Source organism: Halobacteriovorax sp. DPLXC-1 (genome assembly GCF_036903125.1).
GTDB classification, from domain to species: domain Bacteria; phylum Bdellovibrionota; class Bacteriovoracia; order Bacteriovoracales; family Bacteriovoracaceae; genus Halobacteriovorax_A; species Halobacteriovorax_A vibrionivorans.
This window is the reverse complement of record NZ_JAYMCO010000002.1, coordinates 63756-81732: the sequence shown is the minus strand read 5'-3', so window position 1 is coordinate 81732 and position 17977 is coordinate 63756. Positions and strand designations below refer to the sequence as shown.

The 17977-nt window shown below is 34.3% G+C and carries 20 protein-coding genes; 10 read left to right on the top strand and 10 right to left on the bottom strand.

Going from position 1 to position 17977, the window contains the following annotated elements; genetic code table 11:
- Nucleotides 1–25: 25 nt before the first annotated feature.
- Together VCM44_RS08605 and VCM44_RS08600 are read left to right on the top strand one after the other, a co-directional pair.
- The gene (locus VCM44_RS08605) at nt 26–952 is read left to right on the top strand and encodes a hypothetical protein (protein WP_334678565.1); all 927 of its coding nucleotides are present in this window, start codon (nt 26–28) and stop codon (nt 950–952) included.
- Nucleotides 953–1024: 72 nt separating this feature from the next.
- On the top strand, nt 1025–1615 hold the full coding sequence (locus tag VCM44_RS08600; protein ID WP_334678564.1) for a hypothetical protein: 591 nt from the start codon (nt 1025–1027) through the stop codon (nt 1613–1615).
- A gap of 22 nt (nt 1616–1637) precedes the next feature.
- Here VCM44_RS08600 and VCM44_RS08595 read toward each other — a convergent pair whose 3' ends face one another.
- Nucleotides 1638–2408: a hypothetical protein gene (locus VCM44_RS08595; protein ID WP_334678563.1), complete on the bottom strand. Its 771-nt coding sequence runs from the start codon at nt 2406–2408 to the stop codon at nt 1638–1640.
- 133 nt (nt 2409–2541) lie between these two features.
- On the opposite strand from VCM44_RS08595, the gene VCM44_RS08590 reads away from it, so the two are divergent.
- From VCM44_RS08590 to VCM44_RS08560, 7 genes are all read left to right on the top strand, one after another.
- Nucleotides 2542–3093 (top strand): hypothetical protein, encoded by a 552-nt coding sequence (locus VCM44_RS08590; protein WP_334678562.1) that lies wholly within the window; start codon nt 2542–2544, stop codon nt 3091–3093.
- A gap of 196 nt (nt 3094–3289) precedes the next feature.
- The gene (locus VCM44_RS08585) at nt 3290–3871 is read left to right on the top strand and encodes a hypothetical protein (protein WP_334678561.1); all 582 of its coding nucleotides are present in this window, start codon (nt 3290–3292) and stop codon (nt 3869–3871) included.
- A 34-nt stretch (nt 3872–3905) separates the two neighbouring features.
- Nucleotides 3906–4814, top strand: coding sequence for a hypothetical protein (locus VCM44_RS08580; protein ID WP_334678560.1), 909 nt, complete (start codon nt 3906–3908; stop codon nt 4812–4814).
- A 270-nt stretch (nt 4815–5084) separates the two neighbouring features.
- Nucleotides 5085–5657, top strand: coding sequence for a hypothetical protein (locus VCM44_RS08575; protein ID WP_334678559.1), 573 nt, complete (start codon nt 5085–5087; stop codon nt 5655–5657).
- 30 nt (nt 5658–5687) lie between these two features.
- Complete coding sequence (locus VCM44_RS08570) at nt 5688–6122, top strand: thioredoxin family protein (RefSeq protein WP_334678558.1); 435 nt, start codon at nt 5688–5690, stop codon at nt 6120–6122.
- Between the two features lie 72 nt (nt 6123–6194).
- On the top strand, nt 6195–6653 hold the full coding sequence (locus VCM44_RS08565; RefSeq protein WP_334678557.1) for a hypothetical protein: 459 nt from the start codon (nt 6195–6197) through the stop codon (nt 6651–6653).
- A gap of 269 nt (nt 6654–6922) precedes the next feature.
- Nucleotides 6923–7249 (top strand): hypothetical protein, encoded by a 327-nt coding sequence (locus VCM44_RS08560; RefSeq protein WP_334678556.1) that lies wholly within the window; start codon nt 6923–6925, stop codon nt 7247–7249.
- A 105-nt stretch (nt 7250–7354) separates the two neighbouring features.
- Here VCM44_RS08560 and VCM44_RS08555 read toward each other — a convergent pair whose 3' ends face one another.
- The 3 genes from VCM44_RS08555 to VCM44_RS08545 all read right to left on the bottom strand — a co-directional run bounded on the left by VCM44_RS08555 (nt 7355) and on the right by VCM44_RS08545 (nt 9486).
- Nucleotides 7355–7846: a hypothetical protein gene (locus VCM44_RS08555; RefSeq protein ID WP_334678555.1), complete on the bottom strand. Its 492-nt coding sequence runs from the start codon at nt 7844–7846 to the stop codon at nt 7355–7357.
- A gap of 115 nt (nt 7847–7961) precedes the next feature.
- Nucleotides 7962–8465 carry a hypothetical protein gene (locus VCM44_RS08550; RefSeq protein WP_115362694.1) on the bottom strand — a complete coding sequence of 168 codons (504 nt, stop codon included), beginning with the start codon at nt 8463–8465 and terminating at the stop codon, nt 7962–7964.
- 85 nt (nt 8466–8550) lie between these two features.
- Nucleotides 8551–9486: a hypothetical protein gene (locus VCM44_RS08545; RefSeq protein WP_334678554.1), complete on the bottom strand. Its 936-nt coding sequence runs from the start codon at nt 9484–9486 to the stop codon at nt 8551–8553.
- A gap of 120 nt (nt 9487–9606) precedes the next feature.
- Here VCM44_RS08545 and VCM44_RS08540 point away from each other — a divergent pair, with 120 nt between their 5' ends.
- Nucleotides 9607–10710 (top strand): hypothetical protein, encoded by a 1104-nt coding sequence (locus tag VCM44_RS08540; protein WP_334678553.1) that lies wholly within the window; start codon nt 9607–9609, stop codon nt 10708–10710.
- 5 nt (nt 10711–10715) lie between these two features.
- Here VCM44_RS08540 and VCM44_RS08535 read toward each other — a convergent pair whose 3' ends face one another.
- The 6 genes from VCM44_RS08535 to VCM44_RS08510 form a co-directional block, all read right to left on the bottom strand.
- A complete protein-coding gene (locus tag VCM44_RS08535; RefSeq protein ID WP_334678552.1) occupies nt 10716–12887 on the bottom strand; it encodes an ammonia-forming cytochrome c nitrite reductase subunit c552 in 2172 nt (723 codons plus the stop codon).
- A 41-nt stretch (nt 12888–12928) separates the two neighbouring features.
- Entirely contained in the window at nt 12929–14155 is a 1227-nt protein-coding gene (locus VCM44_RS08530) for a hypothetical protein (RefSeq protein WP_334678551.1), read from the bottom strand.
- On the bottom strand, nt 14145–15686 hold the full coding sequence (locus tag VCM44_RS08525; RefSeq protein ID WP_334678550.1) for a VWA domain-containing protein: 1542 nt from the start codon (nt 15684–15686) through the stop codon (nt 14145–14147). The genes VCM44_RS08530 and VCM44_RS08525 overlap by 11 nt, the downstream gene beginning before the upstream one ends.
- Nucleotides 15679–16521 (bottom strand): VWA domain-containing protein, encoded by an 843-nt coding sequence (locus tag VCM44_RS08520; RefSeq protein WP_334678549.1) that lies wholly within the window; start codon nt 16519–16521, stop codon nt 15679–15681. The genes VCM44_RS08525 and VCM44_RS08520 overlap by 8 nt, the downstream gene beginning before the upstream one ends.
- A gap of 128 nt (nt 16522–16649) precedes the next feature.
- Entirely contained in the window at nt 16650–17105 is a 456-nt protein-coding gene (locus VCM44_RS08515; RefSeq protein WP_334678548.1) for a hypothetical protein, read from the bottom strand.
- A complete protein-coding gene (locus VCM44_RS08510; RefSeq protein WP_334678547.1) occupies nt 17098–17973 on the bottom strand; it encodes a DUF58 domain-containing protein in 876 nt (291 codons plus the stop codon). Before VCM44_RS08510 ends, VCM44_RS08515 begins: the two co-directional genes overlap by 8 nt.
- Between the last annotated feature and the right edge of the window lie 4 nt (nt 17974–17977).

Below are 17977 nucleotides of genomic sequence, written 5' to 3'. Positions count from 1 at the left end.
GAAAGTAAAATGTAGAGTATTGTTTATGAAATCGAAATATATCTTAACAATGCTATTTGCCTGCTTTCAATTATCTTCTTTCGCTCTAGAAGTTGATAGTTTTACCCATCGACATGTACCTTTACTAGACTCTTTAGATAAGCTTGATATCTACCTTAATAAGGCCTTGGAGGATGCTATAAAGGAAGCTAATCACGCTGATGATATCTTTGGCAATATTTGTCACAAAGGGACATTACGAAGAAAAGTAAAGAAGAACTTAGTGGCCTCCCTTAGAGGTTTATTTGTTGCTAATCCCTTACAAGTCTATATTGATAAGGGGAAATTAGGAGATGGATACTCTGTTGAGACAAAAAAGAGTGAGTCGGTATACCAATATATTCCTCTTATTTATAAACCTATACTGAAGCTTACCCCTTATTCACCACTCATTTTGACTAATAATGCCTATATTGGAAGCGACAAATTTAGTCATATGTTTAATATTGGATATCTATATTATCTAAAACATATCCGTCACGGACAAAGTGTTAAAGAAATACTCAAATATGGTAAGAGGTCTGAGTCCATTACCTGGGGAGGTTTCTTTAATGGAATCATCTCAAATGGTGATCTTGTGGCAAATTTTCAAGGGCTACGCTTCTTTATGAAGCTCTTTGGTAAGGGAGTTGATCCTTTAACTGGCGAAAGTTATGAAGGCCTGGCCGTTATAAAATGTGTCCAAGGTGAATTTAAGAAAGTTAAAGAGATAAGTTTTATCGACTATGTTGATGATGGAATGGATGAAGGCCTAAATTGTAATTCATATACAAATGGCTTTATGAGAAAACGAATTAAGAAGCATTTGGATAATATTGGTATGGAATGTCCTGTGGAGCCAGATCGCTGTGAGGCCTTGGGAGATAAGTATGAAAAGTATTCAAAGTATCTGCTGCATAAGGACTGTCGTTAATTAAAGCTTAAGATTTCTTAAAACAAGATACATCGACTTGTGTGGCACATGTAACATGTCGATGTGTTACTTATGCAAAGAAAAATCTCATTTCCTACATTATTTCTCATCTACTTATTAAGTTGCGCTTTTTCTTGTTCCAGTAATAAAGAGCAAAGTGATACAAAAGCGAATACACGCTCACTCAGTTCTGTGGAAGACAAGGTTGAACAAGAATATCAGGAGCTTGATCAGGATTGGCATGATAGGGGAATGGTTGCCAAAGACAATATCGAGCGTATTAAAGATAAGAGAACTCTCCAGGACTTGTGTATTAAAGACTTTGAAAGAAGCTTCTTCTTTCATGCTATACCTGAACATAACGAGGCCATTCGTGGAACCCAAGAAGATGGGATTGTTTACGCTTTAAATATTCTTCATAGTAGCGAACAAGTAAGAGATTATCGATTACTAAAAGTAACTCTTATAAACTTCTACTATAATCACGATAGCGAACTTGTTAAAGTTGATGTGCCGCTACTTGCCCGTGGCTGGAGGGTGCAAATGTCCTCTAGGAGACCAGGTGGTTTTGTGATCGATAATTCAAGGTGCTACTATTTTATCAATACCGTTAATCCATTTGAATCAGGTGTCCTATCAATTAACAATGGTAAAGATATTTAGTTAGTGTAGCACCTTGTTTATACTATTTAAGATTTAAATGCTTGATGCTATCGCTCTCATAATCATAAATATATGTTTGAATATCTACTAATGATGCATTATTCACCTTGTTTGAAGTGACGTAATTTAGAACTATTGCATTATCCGTATAAAAGTCTATTTTTGGAGTGCCTAGATTACTTTTTCCAAAAAGTACTGATTTATTGTCTACCTTCACAATCTGACCTTTTATCTTAGTCATGCTTAAGCCCATCTCTTTTAATTCATTCTTAATATGTGTTTCTGATCTTCCAATTGCCTTAAGCATTGGTAGCCTTGCATAATTACCAGTAAAAGCAAGTTTGCTATCACCTAGAGGCCTAATTAAGGCCGGAGCAGCAAAGACTTGAGTGAGAACGTTATTCATATTTACTTCCATTTCAGTTCGGCCATATAAAACACCCTTGTTACAAGAAAGGTATATATTCACAGTCTCTGTTTCATCGCCAGCAATGAAGATACTATTATAGGCAAGTTCAGTGCGATAAAACCCACTATCATTCTTTATAAAATCAATTAACTCAGCATCTGTAAGATTATTTGCAATTTCAACTTTTCTGGCTTCCCATTCTTCATCAGAAAGTTCATCCGGAATTAATCCCATAAATGGTACACTATTTAACTTCTTTTCCTGCGCACTTGCACGACAGATTTCCTGAATCTCCTTTGGTAGTTTCGAAGAAACTAAGGATTGGGCCGATGCCACTAAATTACCTAGTATTAGTATCGTAATTGCAATATTTTTAATTTTCATAACTTTCTCCTTATTAGGTTCGCTTCTATATCTTAATCAATTTCAAATTATCTTAGAGTCTAGATTCCTGACATTTTGACTTTTTAATGATTTCTTAACTCTAACTTTCTGAAATAATACCGATTATCTTGATATGTCATACTTTGATCTATGTAATGAATATAAGAAATCAAGAGAGCTCTTCTTTAAGACTCATGATGATGCTACAGAGTTTGCAACGACTGTGTTCAACGGTTTTCGTTCATATTTGGGACTTGATGAGAATGAATACGACCTCATAAAGCTCGTGCCTACAATTCAATTCGAGCCAGAAGAGGAAGAGGAATATTTCTCACCGATAGATGAAGATATTTCTTACACTCCTCATGGTGCCGTTAAATTGGCCGACAACGGTTATTGGATCTTTTCGATCTTACTTAGGCTCCATATTGATGGAAATAAGAATATGCAGCCAGCAGAAAATATCAAATTTGATATCAGCTATAAAAAAGTCAAAGACACGATCTATTTTAAATACGTCCAAGACAACCAAGACATGCAGATCCAAATAGGAGAGTTAGAGTCTTATTTAAAAAAGAATGTTTATTCAAATATGGAGAAAACCATTATGGAATTCTACCAAAGCCAAGTGAAATTCTTTTTACATGATCGAAGTGTTGAGAGGAAGATTGGTCTCATTGCTTAAATTATTGGCAATAATTATTAAATTCAATAATGTGCTTGTGAAGTTAATTCTTGAGCATAAATTAAATGAAGCTTGATAACATGTAAAAATCTCATTGCCTAAAATAAACCACATATTTTTCAAAAGAAATCTTTGTGTCGTAAATCGTTACTTCCTTCATAATTAAAGCTGTAATTTTTTAAGAGGGGGCTTTCTTATGAAAGAAAATCAAGATGTATCAATAAAGACAAGATTAGCGACTATTCTGGGTGGTGTACTTGGCTTTATCGCAGGCAAATATATGGGAATTGTTCCCTTTGTTCCCTTGTCTATAATGGCCATCACTTGTGCTATTTTAATGAAATCATATAATCCAGATAAGAATACGCTTAAGAGCTGGAAGATAGTTAGTGCTTCAATTCTTATAGGTCATGCTATTTGGATTCTTTTAGGAAATATTCTGCTATTGGCCCAAGGTGCAGGACTAACAATGATAACCATAATAGGGGGATTAAATGTAATTATTTACCTCACTATCGGCTCTCTTCTTGTAATTAATGAAACACCAAAGAAGTCCTTGATTGGAGGAATCATTTTTTCATTGTTGTTCACTCTTATGAATCTATCATCTTTAACATCAATTGGTAATCGTGCCTATATGCCACTTATCCTTCTACACTGTTTCTATCGTTTAAGCTTTATTGTAGTGGCAGTTCGATATATGTGGCTTTATGATACACGTCCTGATGGAACCGGAGAGATAGAAGTAATCAACAGTGAAAATATAAGCACAACATAGACGCCTATTTCATTTTATATGTTACAATATTGCAATGAAATTAGGCTTTCTTGCATTTTCTATTCTCTTATCATTAAATTCTTATGGAAATGCCTGCATGAATTCCATACAAAATATTGATGATCTCGATAATTGTCTTGTGAAAATGGGACAAAGGCCCACTTCATCGACACAAGAGATCCAGCAGAAGCTTCAACAATTTAATATTAAAAAGCCGGTTACTATTAAAGTTGAAAAACTTGAAGAAATTGCTCTAAAGTCCTGTTCGGCCCAACCAACAACTGGAGAAGTAGGCCTTAAACTCAGTCAGGAAGTTGAAAAGATTCTAAAAATAGGGACAGTACAGCTTGATTCCTGGAAAGTGCCTGGCTTTCCTACAACTGGGGCCAAGGATTATTCAATGAAAAGCTCTCGTGGTTGTGATGTTAATTCACTCATTAAACAAATGAGGGCCGATGTTTCACGCACAAAGCCTGATCTTATGAATATCTATGCTATGGGACTTGCTGTGGATACGACAGATAGTCAGGGGCAAAATATAGCAAAACTTAGAAACTCTGTTGATTTTATCTACCAGGATCTTCCAAGTGACGCGAAAATTGCTTTCACTGTTACCTCGTATGGAGATAAGTTTCGAAATGGTTACAGATTTGAAGGCACAAAAGGTGAGGTCTTAGCAAAAGTAAAACGCTACTTATCAGGACTTAGAGTTTACGGCGGTGGTGATCGCCCTGAATTTGTCTATGGTGGAAGTTATATAACGAGCAAGAATCTCAATCGCGCCCATGGCCTAGTCTTTAACTGGACAAATGCGCCAACAGATAACACAAAAGTTACTGCGCGAAATGGACAAGTAAAATACAACTTAAGAAATTTAGCAAATTTTGCACGTAGAAATGTACACGTCATTAGAAATGTCTTTATCAGGTGTGGGCCTAATTAATAAGATGACATTTATCAATTCTTGGCCCTAGAAGCCTATACAGTTGTCCTTTTGGCAATTAAATCTGCCATTTTCACAGAAATATACAAATTGCGAAAATCCCTGCTTTTTAAAAACTTAGAATAATCTCAATATTTCTTATGCATAATACTTTGAAATCATTGGCTTCATCTCAATATGAATATGTTCGCCCATATTTGAGGTCATTTAGAACGTAAACTAAGAGATAATTATCAATCTACAAATCGATAGGGACGCTTTGGAGATTAAATGAATTTGGAAATGGGGAAGATATTTGCGGGATATTTATATGGCCTCTTCATATTCTTGCAGTCATTTCTATGTTACTTGGTATGGAATGATTATTTTATAAAGAAATATGGGCCTAAGGTGGCAAATGCATTTGACGGTGCCATCATACAATCACTTGGGGTTGTTCCTATAGCTATGTCCTTAATATTCTTCTTTGTCTTAGGATCGCGGAGAAAGATTCGAAAAAGGATCTCATCAGATAAATTCATAAAGACTCATGACAAAATCAATTGCGAGGAAATCGCTCGATTTGAAGTTGTAGCAATGTGGACTAACGCCTGGGCCCTGGCCAGCACCATAACAATGCTTGGAGTTCTTGGAGTTATCACTCATGGAATAAGCTCAACACAATTCTACTTTTCTTATGGTTCAAGTCTTGCCTTAATGCTCATTATGTTTCCAAGGCCCAAAGCTTTAAGGATGCCACTAGGGGATAATGTTACTCAATTACAACCCGACAATTGTATTGAGTTATATTCAAAAGATGAAGTGTATGATAATAATGATAAAGACAAAAAGATGAGTGCATGAATATTCGTTATTTTTAGTATGGTGTATTGAATGAATATAAAGAAAATTAATAATGAAAACTTTGAATCTGTTGTCTCTAGTGAAAAGGGTGTTTTCGTTATCAAGTTTTATTCTGATACATGTGGCCCATGTAAAACAATGGCACCTGTCTTTGAAGCCTTAAATAACAATAATCCAGATGTAAATGTATATGAAGTAAATACCATGGAGAGTCCAGAGATTGCAGATCAATTTGGAGTGCGTGGAGTTCCATACACGGCCATTTGTGAAAATAGGGAAGTTCTCTATGACTTCACAGGACTTACACCCCTAGGAAAGATTCAATACGTGATTAACAATATCAATGATTCACACTTTCGCTTAACTGGTGAGTTCAAAGCACCAGAAACAAAGAAGAACTATTTCTTTGAAGCAATCGTCATTAGTTTGCTAGCAGTCTTTGCTTTAGCTATCTTTTTTGCATAGGCCATCTTGTAAAGAGAATATAAACTTTTCATTAAGTTTACTAAGCCATGATTAATTTGCTACTAACTGATAATGAAATCTATCATTTTCACCTTTTTCTCTATTCTTTTGGCCACGCATTCGTTTGCTGCAAATGATTGTGCTGATCTAAGTGACGACTGTGCGTATTATAGCTGCATAGAAAAAGAGCGAGTATGTGGAAAGCGTGGTTATCCCTTGGCCTTTGGGCAAAAATACTGTAATAAATTCGATTCTCGATTTGAGAAGTTTTCTGAAGTGGGTAAGAAATGGATTCAGGATGTTAAGGCCTGCCTAATCTCGGGCATGAATGACATTTCTTCTGAGTCTAGTTGTAAAGAGTTTAAGAAAACGGCCATCTCTCACCATGTTCCTTGTTATTTGAGTGCAGGCTACTGTGAGCTTAGCAAAGAAGATAAGAAGCAAGTTATAAAGATTGTCAGAGCATCGGCTTGGAGACTTGATATCATTCTTGCTGGCTACCAAGTTATTTCAAGCTGTTTAAATGATTGATAATTGTTCTTTTAAGCACTTAATCCACTTTTTTTTATCACTAATAAAGTGCTCTTGGTAGGGAGAGTGGTCGTATATTAATTAATCAGTACCAGCTTAGATGGTGGAGTTCCTGGCAATATCCACAATAATAATATATTTACAAATGTTTAAGGGTTGTACATTTTCTCTGATCTAACTTGTTGTTATTTAGTTCTGATAATTGGCCTTAGAATTGCTAATTATATATCTGAATATTTTTTTAGAAGAAGAGTTATTGGAGGAAATTTATGAAGAACCTAACTATAATTATTGGACTTGCATTTTTTACATCTGTTTCATCATTTGCAAACGATTACTTTATTAAGACTTATGAGTCTAGGTCAACTGTTTCCAGATACCAAGATATGACAACTATAAATATCTCAGGAGAAGCGGCAAAAGAAATGTATGAAAAAGCAGTAAAGGCCAAAGGTATAAAAAATGAAACGCGAATAGATAATGTAATACATAGTACTGTAATGTATCAAGGCTTTCATTGCATTAAGTCTGAAATAGACTCAAAGAAAGTATTACGACATGATTGTTCAATCAATTTATTAGACAAAGAAATTTGATAATGGGTTAAGATTATTGGATCATATTGCACGGAGAAGGGAAAATAATTCACCCGATATAATATCCGTTATATCGGGTAAGGCGTATATTAACGTGTTGAAATGCTAAATCTTGTCACAAACCAAGCTTACAGCTGTTACTCTAGACTCATGCTTTTTAGAGTTACTTAGTACATAGTTTGCAAAACTATCATCTGCTGCAGAATTATATTGAAAATAATCAGCATCTAATGACACTTCTTGTTTGGCCAAGTTTACAATTCCACTATAGTCATTGCGGCCAATCTCATAAGAAATTATCATTGCATTATTATCATATCTTTTAGCATTAATTTTAAGCTGGAAATTTTCACCATCAAACGTGTTGCCACATATGATATTTCTTTCTTGGTTCATTTCTGGCACATATAGATCAATTTCTCCAAGCCAACAAGTATCTGTGGATACATAGTTAACTTGATCCCATTTCTTAAGAAAGGTTTTTTCTACCTTTTCAGCGCTATGCCAGATGCTACATGTATAACGATAATTAGATGCTATAACCGAATTTGATAAAATTAGCGTGGTAACCACGGCAAGTTTTAGATGATTTTTCATAAGTTCCCCCCAGAATTTGAAAAATTACTATCATAGTGAATTTTCACTACATATCATGTAATTTTGCCCCGTGGGTACCACGGCTAAAATTTACAAGATTTTTCATCAAATCTGATTATTTCTTATTATAGTAATAATCATCGCTAAATTCTTTAACTTCAAAACATTCGATACGAAATAAGTAATGATCTGACTCTCCAAATGTTTTTCTATTATTAGCGTTATCATATGCTCTTGGACTATAGATAACTCGTGGTGTGACAGGCCATGTGGCATCATCAATTGTAGTTGCATCGTGATCTGTTTCAACGGCCGACCATTTCAGGTATCCATTGCCACCAATAAAGACATTTGAAAACAATGAGCGATCATTGTCTAAATCAATTAATAGCTTTATATCTGGGCCATATACGGCATTGTATTGTTCATGAAATACTGTATTTAAAAGACGCCCAGCATACGCACGATATGTGACTGGATTTACTTTTTTCTCAAAGATATCAACTTGGCAACGAAACGAGATATAATTTGTCGTTCCAAAATCGATTGTTGCTGTATAAGCTGTTGCGCTTAAAAGACAAATAGAAACAAATATCCCAAACTTTGTAAGATTTCTCATAACTCCCCCAACTATAAAAATTATTTAACAATTTTTATCGGAAATAGGAGAGACTTAACACTTAAAAAAAAGTAAAAATTCTTCTTTATTTATCTGTATTTCTTAAGTTTAAGTATAGAGATCCTCGAAATAACGTCATTGAGCCGCTAATAACCTGTCCCTTCTTATATGGACAAGCACCGACAACATTTACTCCTTTCATCATTAATTCAGACTCAGATAATGGATTGAAGTAACTTCCCATCCATACATTTGGATATGCTGTGCGTACATGACAACCGAAGCTAGTCATTGTCACTTCTGTGATATCAGCAACGGCCTGTGCTTCTTCATAAATATATTCTTCATCGTATTCGTATCGATCACTTTGAAAGTCTTTAAACCAGCATGAAGGCCTTTTTTCATTAAATAGGCCGGCCCTTAACGTATCAACACGGCACTGCCCTTTTGGATAATCATTAAAGATCGTATATGGACTTATATGGGCCGTCTTATGATTGATATGAGCATTTTCTGAATAGATTACAGATGCATCTCTTATGGCCGCTAAACCTCTTAGACAAAATCTATTATTATCACATTTATCAATTAATTCTTGCTTGATGTGATTTAGTGAATAATTGTTATCATCAGTTTCTACAAAGTATTTCTTTAAGCAGGTTCTTGTAGCAAAATAGTCTGACTGGCCTTCACTTGTGTACTTTTGTGTTGGCATTACTTTTGGGTATCCACCTATTAGGTGTCCGATCTCATGACAAGTAACAAGGGCCAAAGCATCCGAACTTAAGTTTAAATTACGAGCAAAGCCACCATGAAAGCTAAATTGTGCTTTACCATTCTTGTATGAGACAGAGGCATTTTCAGTTTCTGATTCCCAGTTAATATCCACAACTCTTTGAGTTGGAAGATCCTTATCATAGATTTCAATTAATTTATTAATTGTTTGTGCAAACTCTCCTTGAGAGATTTGAGCTTGGATACTAAGTGGCAGAATTAAAAGCATAAGAATAAGTGTTTTCATAAATGCTTTTTATCACCAAAATCCCCTCTTTGGTATGTAGCTTGCAAATATAACAGTATAAAACGTTTATAAGGCCAAATTATGGCCATTTTGTCTAATAAAACGACAGGAGTCGACCAAATGTTAAACAACATCAAGCTATTACTAGGATTTTCACTAATTCTACTTATTTTTTCACCTGCTAATAGTCTCGCTTCATTTGGATCAAGCTGTCATATCAATAATGCGAGAGTTAATTACGTTCTAGAGCATGAAGGGAAGCTTTATATTGGATTTGAGAACCTTAAAGACAAGTCAGGACTAGTCTTTAATAATGCACAACAATTAACACCAACACAAGAGTCAATTAAAGAGATGCTTTTATGGGCATCACAAAGTAAGAATCGTTATTTTGATATCGAATTAGGTGGATATGCCTGTGCCTTAATCAGTGCAAATAGAGGAACGAGCCAGGTATACCTTTCATCTGAAGAAGCTATTTCTAGTATAAAAAGTGATAAGAATGATGGCTGTATTTGTGATGTAACTAACACAAGTACACCTACTATGTTTATGCTTCCAACAATGAATGAAGTTGGCGATATTCTTGAGCATATGGCCGGATTTAATGATGAGCAGATTGCTAACTTTCAAGGAGCTATGCTTGATATGTTTGCCAATATGAACCCGCAAAGATCCCAGGCAAACTCAATGGCCCTACCACTGATCTTATTAGAGAAAATATCTCTTATGGGAGTCGAGAAGATTTCAAATACACAACTCGCCTACTTAGTTGGAACTTTTCAAGACCAATTAAAACCAAAGGAGCTTGAGCTCTTAGAAGATATTGTTAATCAAATTGATAATATAGAATTTAAAAAGGATCGCAAGGGAAATACTGTCGTTAAATTGAATACTTTCAATGGTGATATAAAAATCAGATCAGAAGATATACCAATGAATACACAAGAGCAGCGAGAGGCCCTTGCGGAAACTCTCCACTATGCAGAAATAGAAGACGGAGCAACACTTATTTATGAAAAGTCTGATGGTGACATTGGACGATATAAGAAAGTAGAAATCGACGGGATTAAAGTCGAAGGGAACTTCCCAGTTATAGGAAATTTACGAATTACACCTCGAAGGGCAACAATTGATCTTAATAACGATGATGTTCCAGCGCAGGTAAAAGTAAGTTTTAAAAAACTAGTCTCTGTACCTTGGACATTTGATATTAAGAATTAAAAGATCTAATTTCTAAACTTATTAATAATGGGCGTGTATTTCTTTACACGCTCAACATCTTGTAACTCCACACTTAAGCTAAAAACTAATTGATTAAAAAGAAATGAGTCTCTAAACCTTTTCAGTCTCTTTTCGGCCGCAATAATGGCCTTCTCGCTCCCCTGGATCGATTTTAGAGTCAGGATATAGAGGTAGCTATAATATGGATTATTCTTTTCATAGACAGAAGCTTTATTAAAGAACTCTAGTGCTTTTTGATAATTTTGAGCTCTTGTAAAACTCATTCCTAAAGCGGCATGAACTGGAGCTGATTCAGGAGAATTCTGAAGTGCCGACATTAGGTATCCATGACTCAGGTTTTCATTTCCTGAGGCGCGGCTCATATCTGCCAAGTTAATATATGCACCAATAAAATTAGGATACTTTCTAATAGCGCCATTTAAAAGCTCAGCAGGACTCCTTGAAAAATGCCCAAATCGAGACAAGTTTGCCAATCTTAAAAGGTTTTCCGGAGAGTCACTATGTCTAATTAAATGATTAATATATTCTTTAAGATTAAGCTTTATCTCTTTGTTTTCTTCTAATGTTAAATTAAGCCCATGCATAACTAATATATATGTCGCTGGATAACTCAATGATTTGATACTACTCTTTGCCAATTCCATAATAGACTTTTCCAGTCGAGAAAGATCGGGAAACTCTGCTATCAATTCCAAGGTGGCCTTTCTTACTAAGATAGACTTTGAATCCAAGAGTTTTTCATAATCTTGTTGTTTCATACTCGGGTACTCTCTTAAGTAAGATACAGCTTGAGCACGTCTCATTTCGGGAATTGTCTTGTCATTTATATAATCCAAAAAGGCCTGTTTACTACTGAGGTTTCCTAAACGGTTTTCCCCTATTATTTCTAATAATCGATGACGGGTTTTTAGCTTTGGATATTTTGCTTGAAACATCTCATTCATTTCTTGTCTAGATTTATCACTATGGCAATTGGTACAGCTATTTGATACTCCATACTTAAGTGAATAATCAGGCCTTGGAATAACGAATTGGTGGTCGGCACGCATATCTATACCCATATAGGTTTTCTTAGGCATATGACAGTTCATGCATGTAATATCATCATTCTTATGCTGGGTATGGGATATTTCTGCATAGTTTTGTGTATGACATTGCAAACACAAGCTATTTCCTTGGGACTTAAGCTTTCCAGTATGTGGACTGTGACAATTAATACACTTTACACCTTTGTGAAACATTTTAGATTGCATAAATGAGCCACCAACAAATGCTTCTTCATCTTGTTGTCCATCTAGTTGATAATGTTGCTCACTCACTATTCTCGGAGAGAATTGATTTAGATAATCATTGGTATAATTTGCATTACTAGTCATATCCTCTCTTAATGAATGGCATGAGAGGCATTTGCTATTGATATCATCGTTTGAGATTAAATTAGGTGCATGGTGACCATTGGGGGCAACCATTGTCTTAAAACCCTTGTCAGCGTCTTCAAAGAAGCCCTTATTCTTTACGTCAAGATCAGCATCCTTTAATCTCGCCCATTTCAGATGAAGGTTAGCATCACCATGACATGAAAAGCATGAAATATTTGTAGTAATGGATTTAGTGTCATAAGCATGGTTATTTAAATCGTAATTCTTTATAAGGCCTGTTGAATGGCAAGAAGCACATCGATTATTCCAATTATGTTCGCGCATACTCCAGTGAAGTGAGTCGTGTTGAGCTGATGATAAGTGTACAAGGGTATCGTACCACTTCTTTTGTTTAACATCCCAAGCGATAGGAAGAATTTGAAAGTGACCATTTTGCAATTGTATTACGTATTGCTGAAGTGGCATATAACCGAAGGTATAAATAATAGGATATTTTTGGCCATCAATTTCAACAAAGAAGTTTTCATCATTTGTGAAAAAGCGATAATTAGTTTTTCTTGCTTGAAACTTTGCATTTGAAAAATTAGCAAGAACATTATTTTTAGAAGCAAGCTTCATTGAGTGAAAGTGATCAGATGATTTCCATTGATCAACTTCCTTTTTATGACACTCTAAACATTGTGATGGATCGTTGTCGTTAGAAAGGGCCGTGAGACTTCTTGTATTTGCATCAAATGGAACAACTTCAATTTCACTTCTAAAGCATGAAGTTGTCAAAATTAATAAAGTAATTAGTATTTGATATGAAATCAAATGTCTCATGCATTAAGCTCGCTAATATCATTATGATAAACAGGCGAGGCCTTATTAGACAGATCTACCTTGAGCTCTTCTAACACCTTCCAGTCATCAATTAAACTTATTGTTTCAGTTGAATATAGACTGGCCATAATTGATTGAATAGCTTTTCTTTGCTCTAAATTTTCAATATTAGGAAGAATTACCTCTAGCTCATAGGAGTGAAATCTTAAATATAAGTAATTCAGAAGTTTCTTTGAATCTTTCGTTTTTATTATATTAGCTAATTCCTTCTTATTCTTTCGCCTTGCCTTAAATTGCAAGAACGAATCCTTTATAAGTTGTCGATAATAAAAGCTAATATAAGTTAATATAAAGAATAACAATGCAAATATAGAAGCAAAGAGGCGATATCTTATAGGAATATAAAACCCTGAAACATCTAATTGAATTTCATCAAATACAATCTCTTCTACATTTGAGCTCTCTATATTGAGATAGGTTATCTTTTTAGGTTTCAGACTAAATTCTCCGGCCCTATCGAGTATAGCAGTAACCTTTTGCCTAATTTTTGAACTTGCGACTCCCCGATCGATTCGATCTTCCTTTTCTAGAGTTTGATAATAGAAGCTTACCCCTTCTGCTTCTTCCATTCTAAGCTCTGGTATAAGTGCGATACTCGTTGCACTCGCTGAAAGACTTATTTCAAATTCAATGGCATCACCACGTTTTAAATTCTCAATATCTGAATTTAAATTAATTGAAGCCTGGACATCTTCACCAACAAAATTATAAGTTTCATTAATTTCTTCTACCTTAAAGCTGTGGCCTGTAGACTTTATGATACCCGACACTGACTTATTATCTTTTTTTAAAGTAAGTCCAAGCTCTACTGAATTAATTTTCTGCTCACCTGTATAATTAGAATATATTTGAATTGTTTGAATTTTTCGTAAATATCCTGGCTTTCTAGAGTCCATAAAATAAACTCTTGAACTTAATTGAGAGCTAATCCCTTTTTCAAAATTAATATCTCGGATATAAAAGTCTATAGAGATTCCTTCTTTGTGCTTTAAGATAACGTCAAAATTTAACTGCTGCCTTACATACAAATTATCTTGATTAATTTCACTAGGAGCAATTGATGCTGTAATGTCATACTGATTTAGAAGGTCCTCAAACTCATCAGCAAAGCTATGAAAAGACATGATAAGAAGTGAAAAGATTAATAAAATTTTAATTTTCATTTCTACGGGCCTCTAATACTTGTATCTTTCTCACAAGAAAATCTTCAAGTGGAGCGTGGACTTTTTTCATCCAAGAATTAATATCAAGGGGAGTCTTATCATTTTCATTATTTGACTCATTAAAGCTTGTTTTACTTCCTCTCGCTACTTTAAATTTATCTTTCTTTATATTGGCCAATTCCTCTCCTTCAGGCCTTTGAGACTCGCTTAGGCTATCTACTTCTTCAACTAAAGCTTTCATAATATTGATATTGATTTTTGCCTGTTTCTCATACTCAGGAGCTTCTTTTAATAATTCCTGATACTCTTCCATTGCAGAGAGATAATATCCCAAATGAGCGAGGGAGTTTGCGTGAGCAAATTTCGCTTCCGGAGTATCTATATTTGTTAGTGATACTTGCGCATTTTTAAAGTCTTGTGCGAGATAGTAAGAAATTCCTTTGTAATATTGGTTCTTAAATGACTTAGCGGCTTTATCGTAGCGTCCTAACTGATAATAAATCTTTCCTTGTTGATCCCCAGTAAAAAAAGGAGACAAAAATGGAGAGGCCTCTACTTCTTGATAATTTCCTGAAAGGATAAAAATACCGGAAAATATTGTTATACGAGCAATCCATCCTTTTCTAAAAGACATAGCAAATGGAATCAGAATGATAAATAATAAATAATAACCTAGATCGTGCCAAGGTAGTTCGTCATCATCACTTATAGGATAGTATTCTTTTAAGCTAGAATTGATATCTCTTAAGTCACTATTTCCTAAATCAAATTCAGTATAGTTTGCATTTAACATACTAGAGAACTTCTTTAGACTCGTATTATCAAAATTGAAGTTTTCAAGCTCTACAGAACTATTTCCTATTCCATATACTGAAAGATTAATTTGATACTTCTTTAAAAGTGCCCTTAATCCTTTTGAATCTTTTATTGTGATCTCATCAGTTACAAGTAGCAGATTTTGTCCTTTGGCCCCTTCTTTAAAACTCTTAAAAATGATTGAGGATAAAGACGATTCATTCCGGCCGGAAACTGGTGACATATCAGCTGCCAAGGCCTTGACAAAGTTTGAGAGGATTTGAGTATCCTTAGTAAAAGGTAATATTTGATAAGCATTACTGGTGTAAACCACAATCGAATAATATCCATTGCTTCGGATCTTAAATAATTCTTGTAATTTGATTTTGATTCTTTCGAGTCTATTTGGGGTTATATCGTTGGCCTCCATAGACTCACCAATATATATGGCAATAATAGTACGGCTTTCATCTTGATTAAAAGGAGTTTCTACTTTTGAAATAGTCGGCCCAGAGATACTTATGATGGAGAGTATGAGTATGATAAAGAACCAATTAGTTGGGTTAAAAAATACTGATGCGGCCTTTGGTTTTATCATGATATTCTTAAGAATATGCTTTGGAAAGATACGACTATAAATCCCGTATCGGCCTTGTTTAAAATATAAGAATAGAAAGAAAAACGCAGGTATAAGTAATAGTAGGTAGTAAGGCCTAATAAAATGAAAATTAGACATGTCGGCCTCCTTTCATTTTAATTTTAGATAGATTTGTTACGACCAAATAGAATAGATAAATCATTATATTGATCAATATTAAATAATAGAATAGCTCGTATTTTGGAGTATAAGATGTCTTGTTTATTTTAGATTCTTCTATTTTATTAATTTCATTAAATACATTTTCTAAGTCATTTTCACTCTTTGGTAAGAAGTATTTTCCATTTGTTACATTAGAAATTTGTTTTAATACTTCGACATCAATAGGATTCTCTCCGACTTCAGTAGGATTCCCAAAACCTATTGTGTGAATTTTGATATTTCTCTCTTTTGCAATCTTTGATGCTTCTCTTGGAGCAATTAAGCTTCCTGTATCATTACCATCAGTAAGAACAATTAACACTTTATCCTTGATTTCTATATTATCAAACATTTTAATGGCCAAGCCTATTGCATCACCTAAATGAGTACTTAGTCCTGCCATTCCGACCTCCACCTGATCAATTAGTTCAGATATGACAGTAGAGTCTTTTGTTAAAGGTGCCTGAAGATATGGAGCATCACCAAAGACAATAAGCCCAAGATTGTCATTTTCTCTTTCCTTTATAAATTTAGTTAATATTGATTTTGCAATTTGCAGTCTCGAGTCGCCATCGCTTTCTATATGATTCATTGAACCAGAGATATCAAGTGCCAGATAAAAACTTTTAGATGAATCTTCCCTAACAATCTCTCTTCCTTGCTGTACAGGTCGGGCCAAGGCCAAGCAGAATAATACCCATGCAATAATTAATAGTATCTTACGCAATCGATCTCTTTGTTGTACTTGTCCATGTTCTAAGCTTTCTTTCATAATACTTTGGTACAAATTGTAAAAAGAAACTTTGAGAGAAAGCTCTTTTTCTTTGTAAGCAGGAAGCAAGTAGAATATTACAAAGGGTATAAAAAAAAGAATGAGCATGTAAGGAGATTCAAAACTTATCATAATTCCTTCTCAACCCATTTTAACAACTTGGTTTTTAGGCCATCCATATTTATCTCTTCGTGTCGCTTATAGAGAAATTCATTAATATGATTTTGTTCCATATCAGAAAAGCTGATATGCGTGTTAGAAATAGATTTTAAAAACATCTCATTTGGAGGAGTTTTATTTTTAATAAGATAAATTTTCTTAGCAAATAAGTAGATCTCTGAAATATTACTTTCTTTATTAAGTGCAGAGAAGATCGCTCGATATTGCCCGTATTTTTTTCTATATTTAATATAGCTTCTAATTTTCATTGCAAGACCTATAGTTATGATAACTAATAGCGCAGCCCATCCCCATGTTTGAGGAGTCATTGAAACAATAATTTCAGGAGGCTTAATCTCACTAATCCCCTTAATTGTTAGATTTCCAAAATCCTCATTCGTTAATACAGAATTAGCTTTATCCATTAGTCACCTGCTGTAATTGATTAAAGAGGTCTTCTTGGGTGTTAACTTCAATTAATGGCGCTTGTAAGCGCTTAAAGGTTTCACTAATGCTTAGAAACTCGTTTTCATATAATCTGGCATAATCCTCATTAAGAATAGTATTGTTGGAGTTTAAAAAGATTTGACTGTCGCCATTACTAATCACAAGACTTGGGGTATTTGCTAAAGGCTCACGCTCAAATTTATCACTTATCCTTACTCCTACTAATTCATTCCTATGGGCCAAGTTCTTTAAAATGCTTTTTGATTCCTCATCAAAACTTAAAAAATCACTTATGAATACGACCAAAGAATTATTCTTTATGGAATAGTCCAAGCTTTTAAGTCTTTTTGCTAAAACCTCATTCTTTGTATCGATACTCTTCTTATTTAAACGATTACAATGAAGAGATATTTCCTTTAAGATTCTTAAAGATTTAGTGGTGCTTCTTGTGGGAACGAGATACTCATTTTGTGTATCATTTAAAACACATGCACCAATTGGATCACCATTTTCTAATGTCTTCCAATAAACTAAAGAAGCGATTTCTGCAGCAAGAGCAGATTTAAACTTTTCTGTCGAGCCAAAGAACATAGTTGAAAACAGGTCTATTACAATAATAAGAGGTCTCTCTTTTTCTTCAGTAAACCTTCTTATATATGGTGTTTTGAATTTAGAAGTTAGCTTCCAGTCAATATTCCTAACATCATCACCATAGTGATATGTTGCAATCTCTTCAAAATACATACCTTGGCCTTTAATTTTGGATTTAAATCTACCAGTTAGTAGATTGTAAATTGGTTTTTGCAAGAAAGGCCTAAAGTTTAAAACCTTAGATTTAAACTTCATTAGG